Origin of the sequence: Pseudomonas sp. DR 5-09 (genome assembly GCF_001655595.1) — a bacterium.
In the GTDB taxonomy this organism is placed as follows: domain Bacteria; phylum Pseudomonadota; class Gammaproteobacteria; order Pseudomonadales; family Pseudomonadaceae; genus Aquipseudomonas; species Aquipseudomonas pharyngis.
The window spans coordinates 5,852,332-5,871,279 of the sequence record NZ_CP011566.1 but is presented as its reverse complement, the minus strand read 5'-3'; the positions used below and the strand labels follow the sequence as shown (position 1 = coordinate 5,871,279).

Here is an 18,948-nt window from a genome sequence, read left to right as displayed (position 1 = left end):
TTCAGGAAGGGTGCTTTATGACCGCAGCCAACGTTTACCAACAACGCCCGACCACCGGGGCCAAGGCCGAGTCGTCGCTGCATCACGCCGACCTCGCCAGCCTGGTCGGCAAAGGCCGCAAGACCGCCGGCGTGACCGTGCGCGAAAAGAAACTCCTCGGCCATCTGACCATCCGCGGCGACGGCCACGATGCCGCGTTCGCCGCCGGTGTGCACAAAGCGCTGGGCATCGAGTTGCCGGGCGCCCTGAGCGTCATCGTCAAAGGTGAAACCAGCCTGCAATGGATGGGCCCGGACGAGTGGCTGCTGATCGTGCCGAGCGGTGAAGAGTTCGCCGCCGAGCAGAAACTGCGCGAAGCGCTGGGCGATCTGCACATCGCAATCGTCAACGTCAGCGGCGGCCAGCAGGTGCTGGAATTGAGCGGCCCGAACGTGCGTCAGGTGCTGATGAAATCCACCAGCTACGACGTGCACCCGAACAACTTCCCGGTCGGCAAGGCTGTTGGCACGGTGTTCGCCAAGTCGCAGCTGATGATCCGCCACACCGCCGAAGACACCTGGGAGCTGCTTATTCGTCGCAGCTTCTCGGATTACTGGTGGTTGTGGTTGCAGGATGCGTCCGCCGAATACGGCCTTAGCGTTCAGGCTTGAGGTGAATTGCGTCGATCTTGCTTGCGTGTAGGGCCTGAGATTTTTGCCCCCTCACCCCAACCCTCTCCCCCAAGGGGGCGAGGGGGAAAGGGAGCTGATCTCGGTTGGTTTCAAAGCCTGAGTTCGACTCGGTTTCTCACGTCGGCGTAGCTCGAAAGAACAACCCGGTCAGTCCCCTCTCCCTCGGGGAGAGGGCTAGGGTGAGGGGAAACTCCCTGACACCCCGCACAAAGAACAGGAGTCACCGCACCATGAGCCGCGCCCCAGACACATGGATTCTGACCGCCGACTGCCCCAGCGTTCTCGGCACCGTGGACGCGGTGACGCGTTTTCTGTTCGAGCAGGGTTGCTACGTCACCGAGCACCACTCGTTCGATGACCGGCTCTCGGGGCGTTTCTTCATTCGCGTGGAATTCCGTCAGCCCGACGGTTTTGACGAGCAGTCCTTCCGCGCCGGCCTCGCCGAACGCGGACAGGCGTTCGGCATGATCTTCGAGCTGACCGCGCCGAACTACCGGCCAAAAGTGGTGATCATGGTCTCCAAGGCCGATCACTGCCTCAACGACTTGCTCTACCGCCAGCGCATCGGCCAGTTGTCGATGGACGTGGCGGCGGTGGTGTCGAATCACCCGGACCTCAAGCCGCTGGCCGACTGGCACCAGATTCCCTACTACCATTTTCCCCTCGATCCGAACGATAAACCGGCCCAGGAGCGGCAGGTGTGGCAGGTGATCGAGGAGGCCGGCGCCGAACTGGTGATCCTTGCTCGCTACATGCAGGTGTTGTCGCCGGAGCTGTGCCGCAAGCTCGATGGCAAGGCGATCAACATTCACCACTCGCTGCTGCCGGGCTTCAAGGGCGCAAAACCGTATCACCAGGCCTACAACAAGGGCGTGAAGCTGGTGGGCGCCACCGCGCACTACATCAACAACGACCTCGACGAAGGGCCGATCATCGCCCAGGGCGTCGAGGCGGTGGATCACAGTCATTACCCCGAGGACCTGATCGCCAAGGGCCGCGACATCGAAGGCCTGACCCTGGCCCGGGCTGTCGGGTATCACATTGAAAGAAGGGTTTTTTTGAACGCCAACAGAACCGTCGTTCTTTAGATCGCTTTCGCGAGCAAGCCCGCTCCCACAGGGGATTTGTGGTTTGAGCAAGATGGCATGCACCCAAGAGAGCCAATGTGGGAGCGGGCTTGCCCGCGAAAGAGTCATAACTGACAACGCAAAACCAACAAGCAATAACCCGAGCATTTACGCGCTGCCTGCCTGGGCAACGCGGTTCCATAAAAACAACAGCGAGGTGAAAGCATGTCTGGCAATCGTGGTGTGGTGTATCTCGGCGCTGGCAAGGTCGAAGTACAGAAAATCGACTATCCGAAAATGCAGGATCCGCGCGGCAGGAAGATCGAGCACGGTGTCATCCTGCGTGTGGTTTCAACCAACATTTGCGGCTCCGACCAGCACATGGTGCGCGGCCGAACCACCGCTCAGGTCGGTCTGGTGCTGGGGCACGAGATCACCGGTGAAGTGATCGAGAAGGGCAGCGACGTCGAAAGCCTGAAAATCGGCGATCTGGTCTCCGTTCCGTTCAACGTGGCTTGCGGGCGCTGCCGTTCCTGCAAGGAGCAACACACCGGCGTCTGCCTGACCGTCAACCCGGCCCGTGCCGGCGGTGCCTACGGTTACGTCGACATGGGCGACTGGACCGGCGGCCAGGCCGAGTACGTGCTGGTGCCGTACGCCGACTTCAACCTGCTGAAACTGCCGGACCGCGACAAGGCCATGGAGAAGATCCGTGACCTGACCTGCCTCTCCGACATTCTGCCGACCGGTTACCACGGCGCCGTTACCGCTGGCGTTGGTCCGGGCAGCACCGTTTACATTGCCGGCGCAGGCCCGGTCGGTCTGGCCGCTGCCGCCTCCGCCCGTTTGCTCGGCGCTGCGGTGGTGATCGTCGGCGACGTCAACACCATCCGCCTGGCCCACGCCAAGGCGCAGGGTTTTGAAATTGTCGACCTGTCGAAAGACACCCCGCTGCACGAACAGATCGCCGCGCTGCTGGGCGAGCCTGAAGTGGATTGCGCGGTGGACTGCGTCGGCTTCGAAGCCCGTGGTCATGGTCACGACGGCGTCAAATCCGAAGCCCCGGCCACCGTGCTCAACTCGCTGATGGGCGTGGTGCGCGTCGCCGGCAAGATCGGTATTCCGGGCCTGTACGTGACCGAAGATCCGGGTGCTGTCGATGCCGCCGCGAAAATGGGCAGCCTGAGCATCCGCTTTGGTCTGGGCTGGGCCAAATCCCACAGCTTCCACACCGGCCAGACCCCGGTAATGAAGTACAACCGCCAGCTGATGCAGGCGATCATGTGGGACCGCATCAACATCGCCGAAGTGGTGGGCGTGCAGGTCATCAGCCTCGACCAGGCGCCGGAAGGTTACGGCGAGTTCGATGCAGGCGTGCCGAAGAAGTTTGTGATTGATCCGCATAAGTTGTTCAGTGCGGCGTAAGTTGCGTAGATGAAAAAAGGGCAACCCGTCGGGTTGCCCTTTTTCGTTATAGGCGCTTGGAAAAGGCAAGTTGTTTTGCTCGTTACTGGAACGGGCAGTCCTTAACGTTCCCGTTTTTGGTCGCACAATCATCGCCCTGCCAGTTCGAACCGGAAGAAGTAATGGCTTTCCCGGATTTCCATACCAACGATGCCCCGAGTAAGGAAGGTTTCTTCCCATCTTCGTACTGGCACACGGCTCTGGCAGTTGCCTGATCTTTTTCCTTCAGGCGTACAGCTGTGAATAAAAGGTTCTGGACGTCCGCTTGATTGGCATTGTCAGGATCAACTTCAACCGGAAACTTTCCTTCGGGGGTTGTCACGATGAAACTGCCGTCCGGCTGTTTTGTAATGGCTGTGGCGTTGGGGCAATCGGCATAGGCAGCACTCGTGAGAGCAACGGTGATCAGCGCAGCAGCAAAGGATTTTTTCAACATTACCCGTACTCCTTTAAGGGGGGGGGGGGGGCGAGTCGCAATAATCTCTGCTCATGATTTATTTGGTAACTGTCATAAATGACAGTCGTTGAGCTTGTTTCGAAATAACGGTGTTCGAGTTCAGAGGCAAATGTGCTAAAGGCTTTTAACTTTTGACGTTTCATAAAAGAAAATTGATTTTTTCGGCTGGAACATGCTGACGGTCACTCGGTCAAACCGGCAGTTTTACCCTTCGTCGACGAAGGGTTTTCACGCCACAAGAGGATGTCTGAATGAAGATTTCACGCGGTTTTGCCCTGGCATCGCTCCTGACCCTGGCGGCAGGGCCGGTGTTTGCCGGTTTCAGTTTGAATGACGTGGCCGGTGCGGTATCGGGCATGCAGGGTGGGGACAAGGCCGCCGCTGCGGCGCCGACGTCGGAAACCGCCGGTCTGTTGAGTGCCCTGAGCGCGCTGAACGTCACGCCGCAGCAAGCGGTCGGCGGCACCAGTGCCATGCTGGGGTTGGCGAAAAACCAGCTCAGCAACACGGATTATTCCGAGCTGGCCAAGGAAGTGCCGGGCATCGACAAACTGTCGGGCGGCAGCGGTAATCTGGCGGCGTTGAGCGGCTTGCTCGGCTCGTCGGGCAAGTCCGCCGGGCTGGAAAATGCGCTGGGCAACGTCAAGGACACCAATGACCTGAACAACGCCTTCGGTGCGTTGGGCATGGACAGCGGGATGGTCGGCCAGTTTGCCCCGATCCTATTGCAATACCTCGGTCAGCAGGGTGTCGGTGGTTCGCTGCTGCAAAGCCTGGGCAGCATCTGGGGCACCGGCACCAACGGTTGACTCAGCGGCGCTCGCCCTTGAGTTCGGCGATGCGCTGATCCTTGAGGGTCCAGAGCTGGTTGACCCAGTTCTGGACCTTCTCGCGAAACGCCGGATCGTTTTCGTAATCGCCCTGCCACAGGGCCGGGTCCAGTTCGCGAGTCTGGATGTCGACGATCACGCGTGGCACGTTGCCGCTGATCAGGTCCCAGAAGCCCGGAATCTTCTGCTGTGGATAAACCACGGTCACATCGAGAATCGCGTCCAGCTGTTCGCCCATCGCCGCCAGTACGAACGCCACGCCGCCGGCCTTGGGCTTGAGCAGATGGCTGAACGGTGACTGCTGCTGAGTGCTTTTGGCAGCGGTGTAACGCGTGCCTTCCAGATAATTCACCACCGTCACCGGCTGGCGCTTGAACAGCTCGCAGGCGGCCTTGGTGATTTCCAGATCCTTGCCGGCCAGCTCGGGGTTCTTCGCCAGGAAAGCCTTGGTGTAGCGCTTCATGAACGGGTAATCCAGCGCCCACCAGGCCAGGCCCAGGAACGGCACCCAGATCAGCTCTTTCTTGAGGAAGAACTTGAAGAACGGCGTGCGCCGGTTGAGAGTCTGGATCAGCGCCGGGATATCGACCCAGGACTGATGGTTGCTGATCACCAGGTAGGAAGTGTCGCTGCGCAGGTCTTCGCCGCCGCGAATGTCCCATTGCGTGGGAATGCACAGGCGGAATATCAGTTTGTCGATCTCCGCCCAGGTTTCGGCGATCCACATCACCGCCCACGAGGCATAGTCGCGAAAGCGCCCGGGCAGGATCAGCTTGAGCACGGCGAACACCATCAGCGGGCCGAACAATACCAGGGTGTTGGACAACAGCAGCAGGGTGACGAAACAGCCGGTGAGCAGGCGGCGCATAAGCAACTCTTGGAAAACGGATGGGCGCGCCATGATAAGTGGCTTCGGCCGGCAGGCCAAATCCGCCGGTGACGAATGTTTCACCTGTGGCGCGATAACCTGCCGGGAACGTTCATGCGAACAACGGTCTAAAATCTCGCGTCTGACGCCCCCATTTCCCAAGGAAGCCCCTTACGTGAAATCCCTCCTTGCACTGCTTTCCCTCGTCGCCCTGCCGGTGCTCGCCGCCGAACCGACCCTGTACGGTCGTTACGAATACATCGCGCTGCCGGAAATCGGCGGAGAAGTGCTCAAGGCCAAGATGGACACCGGCGCGCTGACCGCCTCGCTGTCGGCCAAGGACATCGAGACCTTCACCCGCGACGGCGAAGACTGGGTGCGTTTCCGCCTGGCCACCAAGGACGCCAGCAACAAGGTGTACGAGCACAAGGTCGCGCGGATCAGCAAGATCAAGAGTCGCTCGGATGAAGAAGACGAGGGCGAAAGCACCGAAGTGGCCAAGCGCCCGGTGGTCGATCTGGAGCTGTGCCTGGGCGACGTCAAGCGTACCGTGGAGGTCAACCTGACCGACCGCAGCAACTTCAATTATCCGTTGCTGATCGGCGCCAAGGCCTTGCGCGAGTTCGGCGCGGCGGTGAACCCGGCACGACGCTTCACCGCTGACAAACCTGATTGCTGAAACAAGTGGTCTCATTGACGTAACGCCGGGCTTGGGGCACCGTTCGCGCACTTAACCCACAGGCTCGGACGCCATGCCTCATATCCTGATTGTCGAAGACGAAGCGGCGATTGCCGACACGCTGATTTTTGCCTTACAGGGCGAGGGCTTCACCACGACCTGGCTGAGCCTGGGCGTGGCGGCGCTGGAGCATCAGCGCCAGACCCCGGCGGACCTGATCATCCTCGACATCGGTCTGCCGGACATCAGCGGCTTCGAAACCTGCAAGCAGCTGCGTCGCTTCAGTGAAGTGCCGGTGCTGTTTCTCAGCGCGCGCAACGCCGAGATCGACCGGGTGGTGGGCCTGGAAATCGGTGCCGATGATTATGTGGTCAAACCGTTCAGCCCACGGGAAGTGGCGGCGCGGGTCCGGGCGATTCTCAAGCGCATGGCGCCACGTCCGGTCATCGAGGCGTCCTCGGCGCTGTTTCGCATCGATCCCGAGCGCGTACAGATCAGCTATCGCGGCCAGCCCCTGAGCCTGACCCGCCACGAATTCCGGCTACTGCAATGCCTGCTCGAACAACCCGAGCGGGTGTTCAGCCGCGAGCAATTGCTCGATGCGCTGGGCGTGGCGGCGGATGCCGGTTACGAGCGCAGCATCGACAGCCATATCAAAAGCGTACGCGCCAAATTGCGTCTGGTGCGCGCCGAGGCCGAGCCGATCCAGACCCATCGCGGCCTCGGCTACAGCTACAGCCCGGGGCACAGCTGATGTCGCTGGGGCTGCGGATTTTCCTGGTGTACGTGCTGTTCATCGGCCTCACCGGGTATTTCGTGCTCAACACCGTGATGGAAGAAATTCGCCCCGGCGTGCGCCAGTCCACCGAAGAAACCCTGGTCGACACCGCCAACCTGATGGCGGAAATCCTGCGGGACGATTTCAAGGCCGGCACCCTCAACCAGAATCGCTGGCCGGAGCTGCTCCGCGCCTATGGCGAACGCCAGCCGAAGGCAACGATCTGGGGCCTGGCGAAAAACCAGGTCAACCACCGGATCTACGTTACCGACGCCAAGGGCATCGTGGTGCTGGACTCCAGCGGTCTGGCCGTCGGTCAGGACTACTCGCGCTGGAACGACGTCTACCTGACCCTGCGCGGCGAATACGGCGCACGCTCCAGCCGCAGTGACCCTAATGATCCGAATTCTTCAGTGATGCACGTCGGTGCGCCGATCCGCGACAACGGCGCGATCATCGGCGTGGTCACCGTGGCCAAACCCAACAGTTCACTGCAGCCCTATGTCGATCGCACCGAGCGCCGCTTGCTCGGTTACGGCGCCGGATTGATCGTCCTCGGCCTGCTGCTCGGCGCCGTGCTGTCGTGGTGGCTGAGCCGCGCGTTGCACCGCTTGACCGTGTACGCCCAGGCGGTGAGCGAGGGCCGTCGGGTGGCGGTGCCGCACTATCGCGGCGGCGAGCTGGAGCAGTTGGCGACCGCCGTAGAACAGATGCGCACCCAGCTCGAAGGCAAAGCCTACGTCGAGCGCTATGTGCACACCTTGACCCACGAACTGAAAAGCCCGCTGGCGGCGATTCGCGGTGCGGCCGAGCTGCTGCAGGACGAGATGCCGGCGGATCAGCGATTGCGTTTTGCCGGCAACATCGACAGTGAAGGTGCCCGGATGCAGCAGTTGATCGAACGCCTGCTGAACCTTGCACAAGTTGAACAGCGGCAGGGCCTTGAGGAGCGTGTCGCCGTGCCGTTGGCGGCGCTGCTGAGTGAGCTGCTACAGGCACAGATGGCGCGCATCGAAGGCCGGCAACTGCGGATCGAACAAACCATCGCGCCGGATCTGGCGTTGATCGGCGAGCCGTTTCTGCTGCGTCAGGCATTGGGCAATCTGCTGGAAAATGCGCTGGATTTCACGTCGCAAAACGGTTTGCTGCGCTTCAGTGCCGAGCGGATCGGCGAGAAGGTCGAGCTTCGCCTGTTCAACGAAACCACGCCGATTCCCGACTACGCCTTACCGCGCTTGAGCGAGCGCTTCTACTCCCTGCCACGCCCGGACAGCGGACGTAAAAGCACCGGTCTCGGGCTCAATTTTGTCGAAGAGGTGATCAAGTTGCACGGTGGTTCGATGCGCATCGGCAACGTCGAACGTGGGGTGGAAGTCGTCCTGCAGTTGTAGTCTCCACACAAACTCCACATTCCTCCCACAAAACCCCCACATCCCCTTCGCAGACTCTGCCCATCGAAACAGGGAGAGTCCCATGAACAAAAGTCTGACGATAAAACTCGGGGCCATTGCCCTGCTGATCCTGGTGTTGCTGGTGCCGCTGTTGATGATCGACGGCATCATCGATGATCGCCAGCAACTGCGTGACGGTGTGCTGGAAGACATTGCCAGAAGCTCAAGCTACAGCCAGCAACTCAGCGGGCCGGTGATGGTTGTGCCGTATCGCAAGGTGGTGCGCACCTGGAAAACCAAAGAGAAGAGCGACGAGCGTTACCAGGAAATCGGCGAGGAGCGCGGACGTTTGTATTTCCTGCCGGAGCGTTTTGAACTCGACGGCCAGGTGCAGACCGAGCTGCGTGCCCGGGGCATTTACGAGGCGCGGCTGTTCCATGCCGACAACCGCATCAGTGGGCATTTCTCGCTGCCGGCGCAGTTGGGGATCAAGGAGGATTTTGCCGATTACACATTCGATGCGCCGTTCCTGGCGGTCGGCATCAGTGACATTCGCGGGATCGAAAATGCGCTGAAGCTGGAACTGGGCGCGCAACGCCTGGACTTCGTGCCCGGTACTCAGGTTGGCTGGCTGGGCGAGGGTGTGCGAGTGACGCTGCCGGCGCTGGACACGGGCAAGACCACGGAACTGGCCTTCGGTTTCGACTTGCGCCTGCAAGGCACCGGTTCGTTGCAGGTGCTGCCGGTGGGCAAGACCAGCCGGGTAAACCTCGCCGCCAACTGGCCGCACCCAAGCTTCATCGGTAACTTCCTGCCGGCCAGGCGCGAGATCAACGATCAGGGTTTTACCGCTGACTGGCAGACCTCGTTTTTCTCCACCAATTTGCAAGAAGCGATGAGCCGTTGTGTGTCGGGCAATGATTGCGAGGCGTTCAACGGGCGCAGTTTCGGCGTGAGCTTCATCGATCCGGTGGATCAGTATCTGAAGAGCGACCGGGCGATCAAATATGCGCTGCTGTTCATCGTTCTGACGTTCGCCGGTTTCTTCCTGTTCGAAGTGCTGAAAAGCCTGGCGGTGCACCCTGTGCAATACGCGCTGGTGGGTGTGGCGCTGGCGTTCTTTTATCTGTTGCTGCTGTCGTTGTCGGAGCACATCGGGTTTGCCCTGGCGTATCTGTTGTCGGCCAGCGGTTGTGTGCTGTTGATCGGGTTCTACGTCTGCCACGTGCTGCGCAGCGTACGTCATGGCTTGAGTTTTTCGGCGGGGCTGGCGGCGTTGTATGGCTTGCTCTACGGCCTGCTGAGCGCCGAGGATTACGCGCTGCTGATGGGCTCGCTGCTGCTGTTCGGTCTGCTCGGTGTGTTCATGGTGCTGACCCGCAATCTGGACTGGTACGGGATCGGCCAGAAACCGGCCAAACCGCTGGAATTCGATATCGGAGCGGTGCAATGAGCCGGTTCGTGGGGCTGCGTGAGGAGCAGCGGGAGGCCGAGTTGTTGATGACGCTGATCTTTGCCTCGCTGCCTCCCGCCCGGCACATCAAACCTTCGGCATCGTCGCAATCATCGACGGCCGCTGGCTCACTTCAAAGAACCAGTTGGCCAGTTGCGGATTGGCGTCACGCCAGCCCAGATCCGGGAAGCGCAGGTCGAGATAACCCAGTGCACAGGCCACGCTGATCGCGGCGACGTCGAAGTGGCAGGTCAGTTCGGCAATCGCGTCGCGTTCCAGCAGGGCGAGGGCGCGGCGGATCTTCTCGCGCTGGGCCTCGAGCCATTCGTCCCAGTGTTTTTCCGGGGCGCGCAACACTTGCTCGTAACGCACCATGACCGAGGCGTCCATGATCCCGTCGGCCATCGAGGCCAGGGTCAGGCGCCGCCAGCGGGCCGAGCCGTCGCGGGGAATCAGCGGGTTGCCGACGTGCTGGTGGTCGAGGTAATCGAGGATCACCCGGCTGTCATGGATGACATTGCCGTCGGCCAGGCGCAGGGCCGGAATCTTGCCCAGCGGGTTGTCTTCGTTGAGGGCGGCGTCCGGGCTGACAGGGCTGAGCACGCAATCCTGCAGCGCGACGCGATCCTGCTGGCCGGTCTCGTGCAACAGCACCATGACTTTGCGCACGAACGGGGACAGGGTGTTGTGGAACAGGGTCATGCTGGGAGCGGACATTGGCAGGGTCTCGGTCAGGGGCAAGACGGGCAGCATAGCCTGTCAGCGCCTTGGCTCAAGCCTTTTGTGGGAGCGAGCCTGCTCGCGATAGCGGACTGTCAGTCAACTGGATTGTGAATGAACAGACGCTATCGCGAGCAGGCTCGCTCCCACAGGTTTTCAGCTTCGCTGCAGTAATCCCTTCAATCCCAGAATTGCCGGCACTCCGAGCCCCACCCAGCTCAATCCATCCCAGATCCCGTCGCCCAGCAGCGCCGCGAACAGGCCCGCCGCACTCAGAAGCGCGATCACCAGCGGCGTGCTGAAGACTTTCCAGAAATTCGACTGACGCGGTTTCATGCAGCGGCCTCCGCCGTTTCCAACACCGGTTTCGCGGCCTTGCGCCGCACCACCCACAGGTACACGCCGCTGGCGAGGACGATGATGGTCAGCACGTCCAGCGTGGCCCAGAGGATTTTCATCGGCATGCCGCCGTAGTCACCAAAGTGCAGCGGCTGCGACATGCCCATGGCGTCCATGTACCACGGTCGCTCTGCCACCGCCGTGACTTGCAGGGTGCTGGCGTCGATCAGCACCGGGGTCAGCAGGTGCGAGGTCAGGTGGGTGCCGCCCTTCATGAACACCGAGTAATGGTGCTCGCTGGAGAAGCGCGTGCCGGGGAAGGCGATGAAGTCCGGTTTCATCCCCGGTGTGACGTCACTGGCAATCTCCAGCACACGGGTCGCCGGGGCCAGTTGCGTCAGCGGCGGGGCATCGCGGTAGGGCGCGATCAGGGTCGTCAGGGCTTCGGCCCGCCACGCGGCGATCAGCAGATCGGCGCAGGCGCTGATGACACCGGTCACGCCGACCACCAGCGCCCAGGTCAGGGTCACCACGCCGATCAGGTTATGCAGGTCGAGCCAGCGCAGGCGGGTGGATTTGTCCTGGCGCACCGTGCCGAACTTCAAGCGGCGCATGAACGGCAGGTACAACACCGTGCCGGACACGATCGCGACCACGAACAGCAAACCCATGAACGCCAGCAGCAGCTTGCCCGGCAGCCCGGCGAACATGTCGACGTGCAGGCGCAGGATAAACAGCATCAGCCCGCCGTTGGCCGACGGCATTTCCAGGGCTTCGCCGGTGCGCGCGTCGAGCATGAAGGTGTGCGAGGAGTTGGGCTCGGTACCGGCGGTCCTGGCCATGATCGTCAGCACGGCATTCGGTTCGTCGTCTTCGAAGCCGAAATACTGCACCACCTCGCCGGGCCGATGCTTTTCCGCCGCTTCGACCAGTTGCGCCAGGTTCAGATGCGGCGTGCCCGCCGGCATCACCCGCAACTCGGGCGCATCGCCCAGCAGGTGGTCGATCTCGTGATGGAAAATCAGCGGCAGGCCGGTCAGGGCCAGCAGCAGCAAAAACACGGTGCAGATCAGGCTGGTCCAGGTGTGGACGAAGGACCAGCGGCGAATTGTTTTACTTTTCATTTCATGACCTTCAAAAACACCCAAGCCGTCCACGAGGGACGGCCTGGTTGCAGGGCCTGTTTCAGCTCAGGCGCTTACCACTTGTAAGTGGCGCTGGCGACGACGCTGCGCTGGTCGCCGTAGTAGCAGTAGAAGCTGTCGCAAGTGGAAATGTAATCCTTGTCCAGCAGGTTGGTGGCGTTGAGTGCCAGCGACGCGCCTTTGAGGCTGTTGTCCAGACGGCCGAGGTCGTAATGCACGGCGGCGTCGAACACGGTGTAGGCGTCCGCCTTGCCCAGCCAGGTGTTGGCTTTGTCGCCGTAAGTGTTGCCGGTGTAGCGCGCGCCGGCACCGATGCCGAAGCCGTCGAGCACGCCGCTGTGCCAGGTGTAATCGGCCCACAGTGAGGCTTGCTGATTCGGCATCAGTTGCAGGCGGTTGCCCTTGTCGGCGCCGTTCTGCACTTCGGACTTGGCCAGGGTGTACGCGGCGATGACCTTCAGGTTGTCGGTAACGTCGGAGACGGCTTCCAGCTCCAGGCCTTTGACTTTGACTTCACCGGTCTGGCTGGTGATCGATACGCCGTTGACGAACGAGCTGACCGAGACGTTTTTCTGGGTCAGGTCATACACGGCCGCAGTCAGCAGGGTCTTGCTGCCCGGTGGCTGGTACTTGATGCCCAGTTCCCACTGCTTGCCTTCGGTGGGTTTGAGCGATTCGGTCGACGAGGCGTCGGCGCCAGTGGTCGGCTGGAACGATTCGGCGTAGGACAGGTACGGCACGAAACCGGAGTCGAAGACATAGCTGATCGCCGCGTTACCGCTGAACGCCTTGTCACGCTGGGTGTTGGTGGCGTCGCCCTTGTTGATGAATTGAGTGTTGGTGTGCACCCAGTCTTCACGACCGCCTAGGGTCAGGCGCCATTGGTCCAGGGCCATTTGGTCCTGAACGTAGAGGCCGGTCTGGTAGGTCTTCTGGTTGTAGTCATAGAAGGCGGTGGAACGCGCCGGGCGCACGATCGGCTGACCATGGATCGGATTGTTCACGTTGATCTCCGGCGCGCTGCCGAAGATCGAGGTGTAGTTGGTATTGCTGCGCTGGTGGTCCAGACCCAGCAGCAGGGTGTGGCGGATGTCGCCGGTGGCGAAGTCAGCCTGGAAGTTGTTGTCCACGGCGAACTGGCTGATGTCTTCGTCGACGATGGTCGTGGTACGGCCGACGTTACCGTCATTGTCCACTTGAGTGAACGGATACGAGCCGACGGTGATGCCCTGGAACGACAGATCCGACTTGGTGTAACGCAGGTTCTGCTTGAACTGCCAGGTATCGTTCAGGCGATGTTCGAAGGCATAGCCCAGCGCGTAATAGGTGCGGTCGTAGTATTCCCAGTCCGGATCGCCGAGGTTCTTGTGGTGGGAAACCTTGCCGAACGGCATGTCGATCTTGGTGCCCTGCACCGGCAGGAACTGGCTGGTGATGCCGGTATCGTCGCGGGTGAATTGGGTCAGCAGGGTGAATTTTGTGTCGTCGTCGATGTTCCAGGTCAGGCTCGGCGCGATGTTGTAGCGCTTGTTGTCGACGTGGTCGATCTGCGTGCCGCTGTCACGTACCACACCGCTGAGGCCGTAGAGAAACTGGCCGGCGTCGTCGATCTTGCCGGTGCTGGCGAAGTTGATCTGGCGGTGGTTGTCGCTGCCGTATTGCAGCTGGATTTCGCTGCTCTGCACATCGCTCGGACGACGGCTGACCATGTCCAGCAGGCCGCCCGGCGGGGTCTGGCCGTAGACGGACGAGGCCGGGCCGCGCAGCAGGGCGAGGCGGTCGAGGTTCCAGGTTTCCTGTTTCGGGTTGGCGTACACGCCTTTTGGCAGGGGCAGGCCGTCGAGGAACTGGGTCGGTTCGAAGCCGCGCACGCGCAGCCAGTCGGCGCGGGTGTCGCTGCCGTAGCTGCTGGCGGTAATGCCCGGCATGTAGCGCACGGCGTCATCGAGGCTGTGCACGCCTCGGTTTTCCATTTGCTGGCGCGTGGCGACCGAAATCGAACGCGGCGCTTCGACCAGTGCGGTGTCGGTCTTGGTGCCGGCGGCGGTGCGGGTGGCGGTGTAGCCTTCGACCGGGCCCCAGGCGCTTTCGAAGTTTTCCACGCCGATCACCGAGGTTTCCGGCAGGGCCATCGCGCCTTCCGGCACGGCGACCAGGGTGTAGGTGCCGGCGCCGCTCTGTTCCAGTTGCAGACCGGTGCCACGCAGCGCCGCGCGCAGGGCGCCGGCCGCGTCATATTGGCCGTTGACCGGCGCCGAGGTCTTGCCCGCCGCCAGCGACGGGTTCAGCGACAGCGTGAGGCCGCCCTGGCTGGCGATCTGGTTCAGGGTGGTCGACAACGGAGCCGCCGGCAGGTTGTAGGCGCGTACGCTCGACGCCTGTTCAGCGGCGATCAGTTGGCTGCTGGCCAGCGGGGTGCAGAGGGCAATGGCGACCGCCAGCAAACTGGGGCGCAACAAGGTGTCTAGCGAACGGGACATACGGCGGCTCCTGAATGGAAATATTTCTCAATTGCCTGTGTGCCGGACGAGATTCGAAAAGTGATAGGGCTGGATGAAAATAATTTCGATTAACGAACGACATGGCTGCGCAAGTCAGCAGAAAGTCCGTTTTCAGGGGTGTGGCAGGCGGCCTGTCGTGGGCAGGCAGTGCTGAATGTCAGGGCTTCGGATCAGCCTTGGCCACGGTCACCCACCATGGCGTGTGCTGCTCGATCTGCACCGGCAAGGTCGGCAACAGGGCATTCAACGCCTTGTCGGTGTCGTGCAGCGGGAAGCTGCCGGTGATGCGCAGGTCGGCGACTTCCGGCGCGATGCCCAGATGGCCGCGACGATAGCGGCCAAGTTCATGCACCAGGTCTTCCAGGCGCGCGTTGTCCACCACCAGCATGCCGCGGGTCCAGGCATCGGCGCCGGGGTTGAGCGCCACCACCGAATCCAGACCGTTGTGGCGGATCAGCACTTGCTGGCCTTCGCGCAGGATCTGTTCCTGCGGATCGGATTGCGGATGCGCCGCCACCGCCGACTGCAGAACGCTCAGGCGCGTGCCGGCGTCTTCGCGTTTGACCAGGAACCGCGTGCCCAGGGCGCGCATGCTGCCCTCGGCGGTTTCGACGATGAATGGCCGCGCATCGCCGTGACCGGTTTCGACAAGGATTTCGCCTTCCTGCAACACGATCAGGCGTTGTTTTTCATCGAAACGGACATCCACCGCGCTGTGGGTGTTGAGGTTGAGTACGGTGCCGTCGGCCAGGCGCACGGTGCGCTGTTCGCCGGTGGCGGTGCGTTGATCGGCGAGCCAGTAATCCAGCGGCAGATAACGTTCGCTGGCAAACAACGCCAGCCCGACCACCGCCACGACACTGGCCAGCCCGCTGCCCAGCTTGCGCACCCGGCGGCGGATACCTTCGCGCGATTGCAGCAACGCGTTGCGTGCCGGGCCCTTGGCCACGCTGAAACGCTGGTCGAGCATGCCCAACTGGCGCCAGGCGCGAGCGTGTTCTTCGTTGGCCGCGTGCCACTTGGCGAACTCTTCGCGCTCCAGTGGCGTGCTGGAATCGAGGGTCAATTGCCAGGCAATCGCTGCGTCCAGCACATGGGCCGGGACCGGTCTAGAACTGGCCGGGCTCATGTTGGCTCACCGTACAGCGCGATGTAGCACTGGCGGATACCCTGGGCCAGATACTGGCGTACGCGCGGGACCGACACGCCGAGTTTGTCGGCGATCTCGGCGTGGGTCAGGCCATCGAGGCGGTTATAGAGGAAAGCGGCGCGGGCCTTGGTCGACAGCTTGCCGAGCATGCGGTCGATGGCCTTGAGGTCTTCGAGGATCAGTTGCTGTTCTTCGACCGAGGGCTGTTCGCCCTCGGGGATCAGCATCAGTTCGGTCAGATACGCCTGTTCCAGCGCGGCCCTGCGGAAGTAGTCGAACAGCAACCCTTTGGCGATCGCCACCAGAAACGCCCGGGGTTCGCGGGGTGTCAGCAACTCGTCGCGCCCGAGCAGGCGGACGAAGGTGTCCTGGCTCAGGTCTTCGGCGCGTTGCGGGCAAGCCACGTTGCGCCGCAGCCAGGCCAGCAGCCAGCCGCGGTGGTCGCGATACAACGCACCGACGAGCTCACTGTGAGGGCTTTGGGCTGAAGACACGACGACACCGACTGGGAAGTGTTAACTAACGAGAATTGTTCGCGATTGTGGCAGAGGTGGGAATGGTTAGCAATTGGCCACCGGTCGGGTTGTCGGGCGACAACCCGGATTCAGAACGAATGCGTCTGCTGGCGGCGTTTCCACTGACTCAAGCGTTGCTGCAGATTCAGCGGGCTGTGGATCTGCTGCTGGCGTGCCCGGCTGAACAGGATCAGCGCCAGTTCCGCCGTGGCCAGAGCATCGGCGCTCGCATGGTGACGTTCGAACACTTCGAGCTTGAACCAGTCGATCCACTCGTCCAGCCCCGCCTCGCGAATGTGCGCCTGGGGGCAAACCAGCGGGGCGATCTGCGCCACATCGAGGAACACCGTCTGCAACTTGTGCCCCAGATGTTCTTTCAGCGCGCGGCCGAGCATGTGCTGGTCGAAGGAGGCGTGAAACGCCAGCACCGGACTGTCGCCGATAAACTCCAGCAGCTCGACCAGGGCTTCGGTGGGCTCGCTGCCGGCGGCAATCGCGCTCGGTGCCAGACCGTGAATCAACACGCTCGGGCCGAGTTTCAGCTCGCGGCATTGCAGGGTGCGTTCGAACTGCTGACTGAAGTCGATCGCTCCATCCTCGATCACCACCGCGCCGATCGACAGCACCCGGTCCTTGTTCAGGTTCAGCCCGGTGGTTTCCAGATCCAGCACCACCCAACGCTGTTCGCGCAGGCTGCACTCGCGCAGCTCGCCGATGGCCGGGAGTTTCGTCAGGCGCTGTTGCAGGTCGTCCGGCACAACGGGGCTGGCCGGGCGCAGCCACGAAAACAGGCTCATAGCTGATACCGCAAGGTCAGGCTGCTTTGCAGGCGCTGGGCCTGGCGCAGGGATTCACGCAGGATGCGCCGGTCCAGATGATTGAGGCTGTCGGGATCGACCCGGTTCGAGTACGGCTGGTTTTCCCGGGTCTGCAGTTGATGCTGCTGCATGCGCGTCTGCTGGATGAAGTGGTAGGCCTCTTCGTACGCTGCGCCATCCAGCCGGTCGATGACTTCTTTATCCACCAGTTGGCGAAAGCGTTCGAGGGTGTTGTTGGCGTCGATGCCATGGGCCAGTGCGAGCAAACGTGCGCCGTCGACAAAGGGTGTCAGGCCCTGGATTTTCAGGTCCAGCGTGGCTTTCTCGCCGTTCTTGCGGGTCAGCACGAACTCACGGAATCGCCCAACCGGCGGACGGTTGCGCAAGGCGTTCTCGGCCATCATCCGCTGGAACAGACGATTGTCGCCGACCTGATCGAGAATCCCGCGGCGCAATTGCTCGCAGCCCTGTTCATCACCCCAGACCACGCGCAGGTCGAAATAGATGCTGGAGCCCAGCAGGTTCTCCGGCGTCGCCTCGCGAATGAACGCGGCAAAGCGTCGGGCCCATTCGGCGCGGGACAGGCACAGCTGCGGATTGCCGGCCATGACGTTGCCCTTGCACAGGGTGAAACCGCATTGCGCCAGGCTGGTATTGATCTGCTGGGCGATGGGCAGCAGCTTGCCGCGAATCTCCGCCGCATGGGCCGCATCCCGCGCGTCGAACAGAATGCCGTTGTCCTGATCGGTGTGCAGGGTCTGCTCGCGCCGGCCTTCGCTGCCGAAGCACAGCCAGCTGAACGGCACGCCGGGATCGCCTTTTTCGGCAAGGGTCAGTTCGATTACCCGGCACACGGTGTGATCGTTGAGCAGGGTGATGATGTGGGTGATCTGGGTCGACGAGGCACCGTGAGCCAGCATGCGCTCCACCAGTTGGCCGATCTCGCCGCGCAGGGTCACCAGTTGTTCGACCCGCTGGGCGCTGCGAATGGTCCGCGCCAGGTGCACCAGATCGACCCGTTGCAGCGAGAACAGATCCCGTTCGGAAACCACGCCGCACAGGCGTCGATCCTTGACCAGACACACGTGGGCGATATGCCGCTCGGTCATGGCAATCGCCGCGTCGAAGGCGCTGTGATCCGGCGACAGATGGAACGGCGAGCGGGTCATGTGCCGTTCGATCGGCTCGCTGAAATCATCAACCCCTTCAGCCACGACATGGCGCAGGTCGCGCAGGGTGAAAATCCCCAGCGGGGCCTTGTGTTCGTCCACCGCGACGATGCTGCCGACCTGTTGTTCGTGCATCAACTTCACCGCTTCGCGCAGTGGGGTGGAGGGGTTGCAGGTCACCGGATGGCGCATGGCCAATTCGCCGAGACGGGTGTTCAGCGAGTATTGGGTGCCGAGGGTTTCCACGGCTTTCTGCTGGACTTGCTGATTGACCTGATCCAGCAGGCTGCTGACTCCGCGCAGGGCGAAGTCGCGGAAGGTGCTGGAAAGGGCGAACAGCTTGATGAACGCCAGTTTGTTCAGTTGCAGGCAGAAGGTGTCTTCGCCGGCCAGGTGTTCGGTGCGGGTCGCCCGTTCGCCGAGCAGCGCAGCGAGGGGAAAACACTCGCCGGTGGTGATTTCAAACGTGGTTTCGGTGCCGCCCTTGGCCGTGTGCGGACGCTCGCCGACCACTCGGCCCTGCTTGACGATATAGAAGTGTTCGACCGGCCCGTCGGCGGGTTTGATGATGCTTTCGCCCTGACCGTAGAAGCGCAGCTGGCATTGCTCCACCAGGTAGGCCAGGTGGGCGTGTTCCATTTGATTGAAAGGGGGGAAGCGCTGGAGGAATTGCAAAGTGCCCTGAATGTTCTGCAACACCGCGGTTTTCCCTGCCTGGGTGAAGGCGTCCGCTTTACTCATAACCATTACCGCAGTCTTTTTCGAATTGTTGTTGTCGGATCGTTGCAGCCATGGTCGACCCCATCGCGCGGGGTGCCCATTGGACGTAAGTCTAGGTTGGGCATGCCGTTGGGGAATTTTCGGATATGCCCTACAAAATCAGTCGGAAATTCTTCGGTTCGCCCCTTGGAAAAAAATCCGACGAAGTGCACA

The 18,948-nt window shown here is 61.9% G+C and carries 18 protein-coding genes; 8 read left to right on the top strand and 10 right to left on the bottom strand.

What is annotated here, in order from left to right; genetic code table 11:
- Nucleotides 1-17 precede the first annotated feature (17 nt).
- From PDR5_RS26470 to fdhA, 3 genes are all read left to right on the top strand, one after another.
- Complete coding sequence (locus PDR5_RS26470; RefSeq protein WP_064599941.1) at nt 18-650, top strand: sarcosine oxidase subunit gamma; 633 nt, start codon at nt 18-20, stop codon at nt 648-650.
- 251 nt (nt 651-901) lie between these two features.
- Complete coding sequence (gene purU / locus PDR5_RS26465) at nt 902-1,759, top strand: formyltetrahydrofolate deformylase (protein WP_007959808.1); 858 nt, start codon at nt 902-904, stop codon at nt 1,757-1,759.
- Between the two features lie 204 nt (nt 1,760-1,963).
- Nucleotides 1,964-3,163, top strand: coding sequence for a formaldehyde dehydrogenase, glutathione-independent (gene fdhA, locus PDR5_RS26460; RefSeq protein WP_011336270.1), 1,200 nt, complete (start codon nt 1,964-1,966; stop codon nt 3,161-3,163).
- Nucleotides 3,164-3,245: 82 nt separating this feature from the next.
- Here fdhA and PDR5_RS26455 read toward each other — a convergent pair whose 3' ends face one another.
- Nucleotides 3,246-3,638, bottom strand: a complete 393-nt coding sequence (locus PDR5_RS26455) for a hypothetical protein (RefSeq protein ID WP_064599939.1) — start codon at nt 3,636-3,638, stop codon at nt 3,246-3,248.
- Between the two features lie 272 nt (nt 3,639-3,910).
- On the opposite strand from PDR5_RS26455, the gene PDR5_RS26450 reads away from it, so the two are divergent.
- Nucleotides 3,911-4,468, top strand: coding sequence for a DUF2780 domain-containing protein (locus PDR5_RS26450; RefSeq protein ID WP_007959813.1), 558 nt, complete (start codon nt 3,911-3,913; stop codon nt 4,466-4,468).
- A gap of 1 nt (nt 4,469) precedes the next feature.
- Here the strand turns inward: PDR5_RS26450 and PDR5_RS26445 are convergent, their stop codons facing one another.
- The gene (locus PDR5_RS26445) at nt 4,470-5,357 is read right to left on the bottom strand and encodes an acyltransferase (protein ID WP_064599937.1); all 888 of its coding nucleotides are present in this window, start codon (nt 5,355-5,357) and stop codon (nt 4,470-4,472) included.
- A gap of 175 nt (nt 5,358-5,532) precedes the next feature.
- On the opposite strand from PDR5_RS26445, the gene rloA2 reads away from it, so the two are divergent.
- The 4 genes from rloA2 to creD all read left to right on the top strand — a co-directional run bounded on the left by rloA2 (nt 5,533) and on the right by creD (nt 9,658).
- Nucleotides 5,533-6,036: a retropepsin-like aspartic peptidase RloA2 gene (gene rloA2 / locus PDR5_RS26440; protein WP_064599935.1), complete on the top strand. Its 504-nt coding sequence runs from the start codon at nt 5,533-5,535 to the stop codon at nt 6,034-6,036.
- 73 nt (nt 6,037-6,109) lie between these two features.
- Nucleotides 6,110-6,790 carry a two-component system response regulator CreB gene (gene creB, locus PDR5_RS26435; protein WP_064599933.1) on the top strand — a complete coding sequence of 227 codons (681 nt, stop codon included), beginning with the start codon at nt 6,110-6,112 and terminating at the stop codon, nt 6,788-6,790.
- Nucleotides 6,790-8,205, top strand: coding sequence for a two-component system sensor histidine kinase CreC (creC, locus tag PDR5_RS26430; RefSeq protein WP_064599931.1), 1,416 nt, complete (start codon nt 6,790-6,792; stop codon nt 8,203-8,205). The genes creB and creC overlap by 1 nt, the downstream gene beginning before the upstream one ends.
- An 82-nt stretch (nt 8,206-8,287) precedes the next feature.
- Nucleotides 8,288-9,658: a cell envelope integrity protein CreD gene (creD, locus tag PDR5_RS26425; RefSeq protein ID WP_064599929.1), complete on the top strand. Its 1,371-nt coding sequence runs from the start codon at nt 8,288-8,290 to the stop codon at nt 9,656-9,658.
- Between the two features lie 87 nt (nt 9,659-9,745).
- Here the strand turns inward: creD and PDR5_RS26420 are convergent, their stop codons facing one another.
- The 8 genes from PDR5_RS26420 to PDR5_RS26385 form a co-directional block, all read right to left on the bottom strand.
- Complete coding sequence (locus tag PDR5_RS26420; RefSeq protein WP_064600969.1) at nt 9,746-10,375, bottom strand: glutathione S-transferase; 630 nt, start codon at nt 10,373-10,375, stop codon at nt 9,746-9,748.
- A gap of 159 nt (nt 10,376-10,534) precedes the next feature.
- The gene (locus PDR5_RS26415) at nt 10,535-10,714 is read right to left on the bottom strand and encodes a hypothetical protein (protein WP_064599927.1); all 180 of its coding nucleotides are present in this window, start codon (nt 10,712-10,714) and stop codon (nt 10,535-10,537) included.
- Nucleotides 10,711-11,841 carry a PepSY-associated TM helix domain-containing protein gene (locus PDR5_RS26410; protein WP_064599921.1) on the bottom strand — a complete coding sequence of 377 codons (1,131 nt, stop codon included), beginning with the start codon at nt 11,839-11,841 and terminating at the stop codon, nt 10,711-10,713. Before PDR5_RS26410 ends, PDR5_RS26415 begins: the two co-directional genes overlap by 4 nt.
- Before the next feature lie 74 nt (nt 11,842-11,915).
- Nucleotides 11,916-14,342 carry a TonB-dependent siderophore receptor gene (locus PDR5_RS26405; RefSeq protein WP_064599919.1) on the bottom strand — a complete coding sequence of 809 codons (2,427 nt, stop codon included), beginning with the start codon at nt 14,340-14,342 and terminating at the stop codon, nt 11,916-11,918.
- Nucleotides 14,343-14,520: 178 nt separating this feature from the next.
- On the bottom strand, nt 14,521-15,492 hold the full coding sequence (locus PDR5_RS26400) for a FecR domain-containing protein (RefSeq protein WP_064599917.1): 972 nt from the start codon (nt 15,490-15,492) through the stop codon (nt 14,521-14,523).
- Complete coding sequence (locus PDR5_RS26395; protein WP_039768032.1) at nt 15,489-16,007, bottom strand: RNA polymerase sigma factor; 519 nt, start codon at nt 16,005-16,007, stop codon at nt 15,489-15,491. The genes PDR5_RS26400 and PDR5_RS26395 overlap by 4 nt, the downstream gene beginning before the upstream one ends.
- Nucleotides 16,008-16,117: 110 nt before the next feature.
- Nucleotides 16,118-16,825: a 3'-5' exonuclease gene (locus tag PDR5_RS26390; protein WP_064599916.1), complete on the bottom strand. Its 708-nt coding sequence runs from the start codon at nt 16,823-16,825 to the stop codon at nt 16,118-16,120.
- On the bottom strand, nt 16,822-18,762 hold the full coding sequence (locus PDR5_RS26385) for a putative nucleotidyltransferase substrate binding domain-containing protein (protein WP_064599914.1): 1,941 nt from the start codon (nt 18,760-18,762) through the stop codon (nt 16,822-16,824). Before PDR5_RS26385 ends, PDR5_RS26390 begins: the two co-directional genes overlap by 4 nt.
- Nucleotides 18,763-18,948 lie beyond the last annotated feature (186 nt).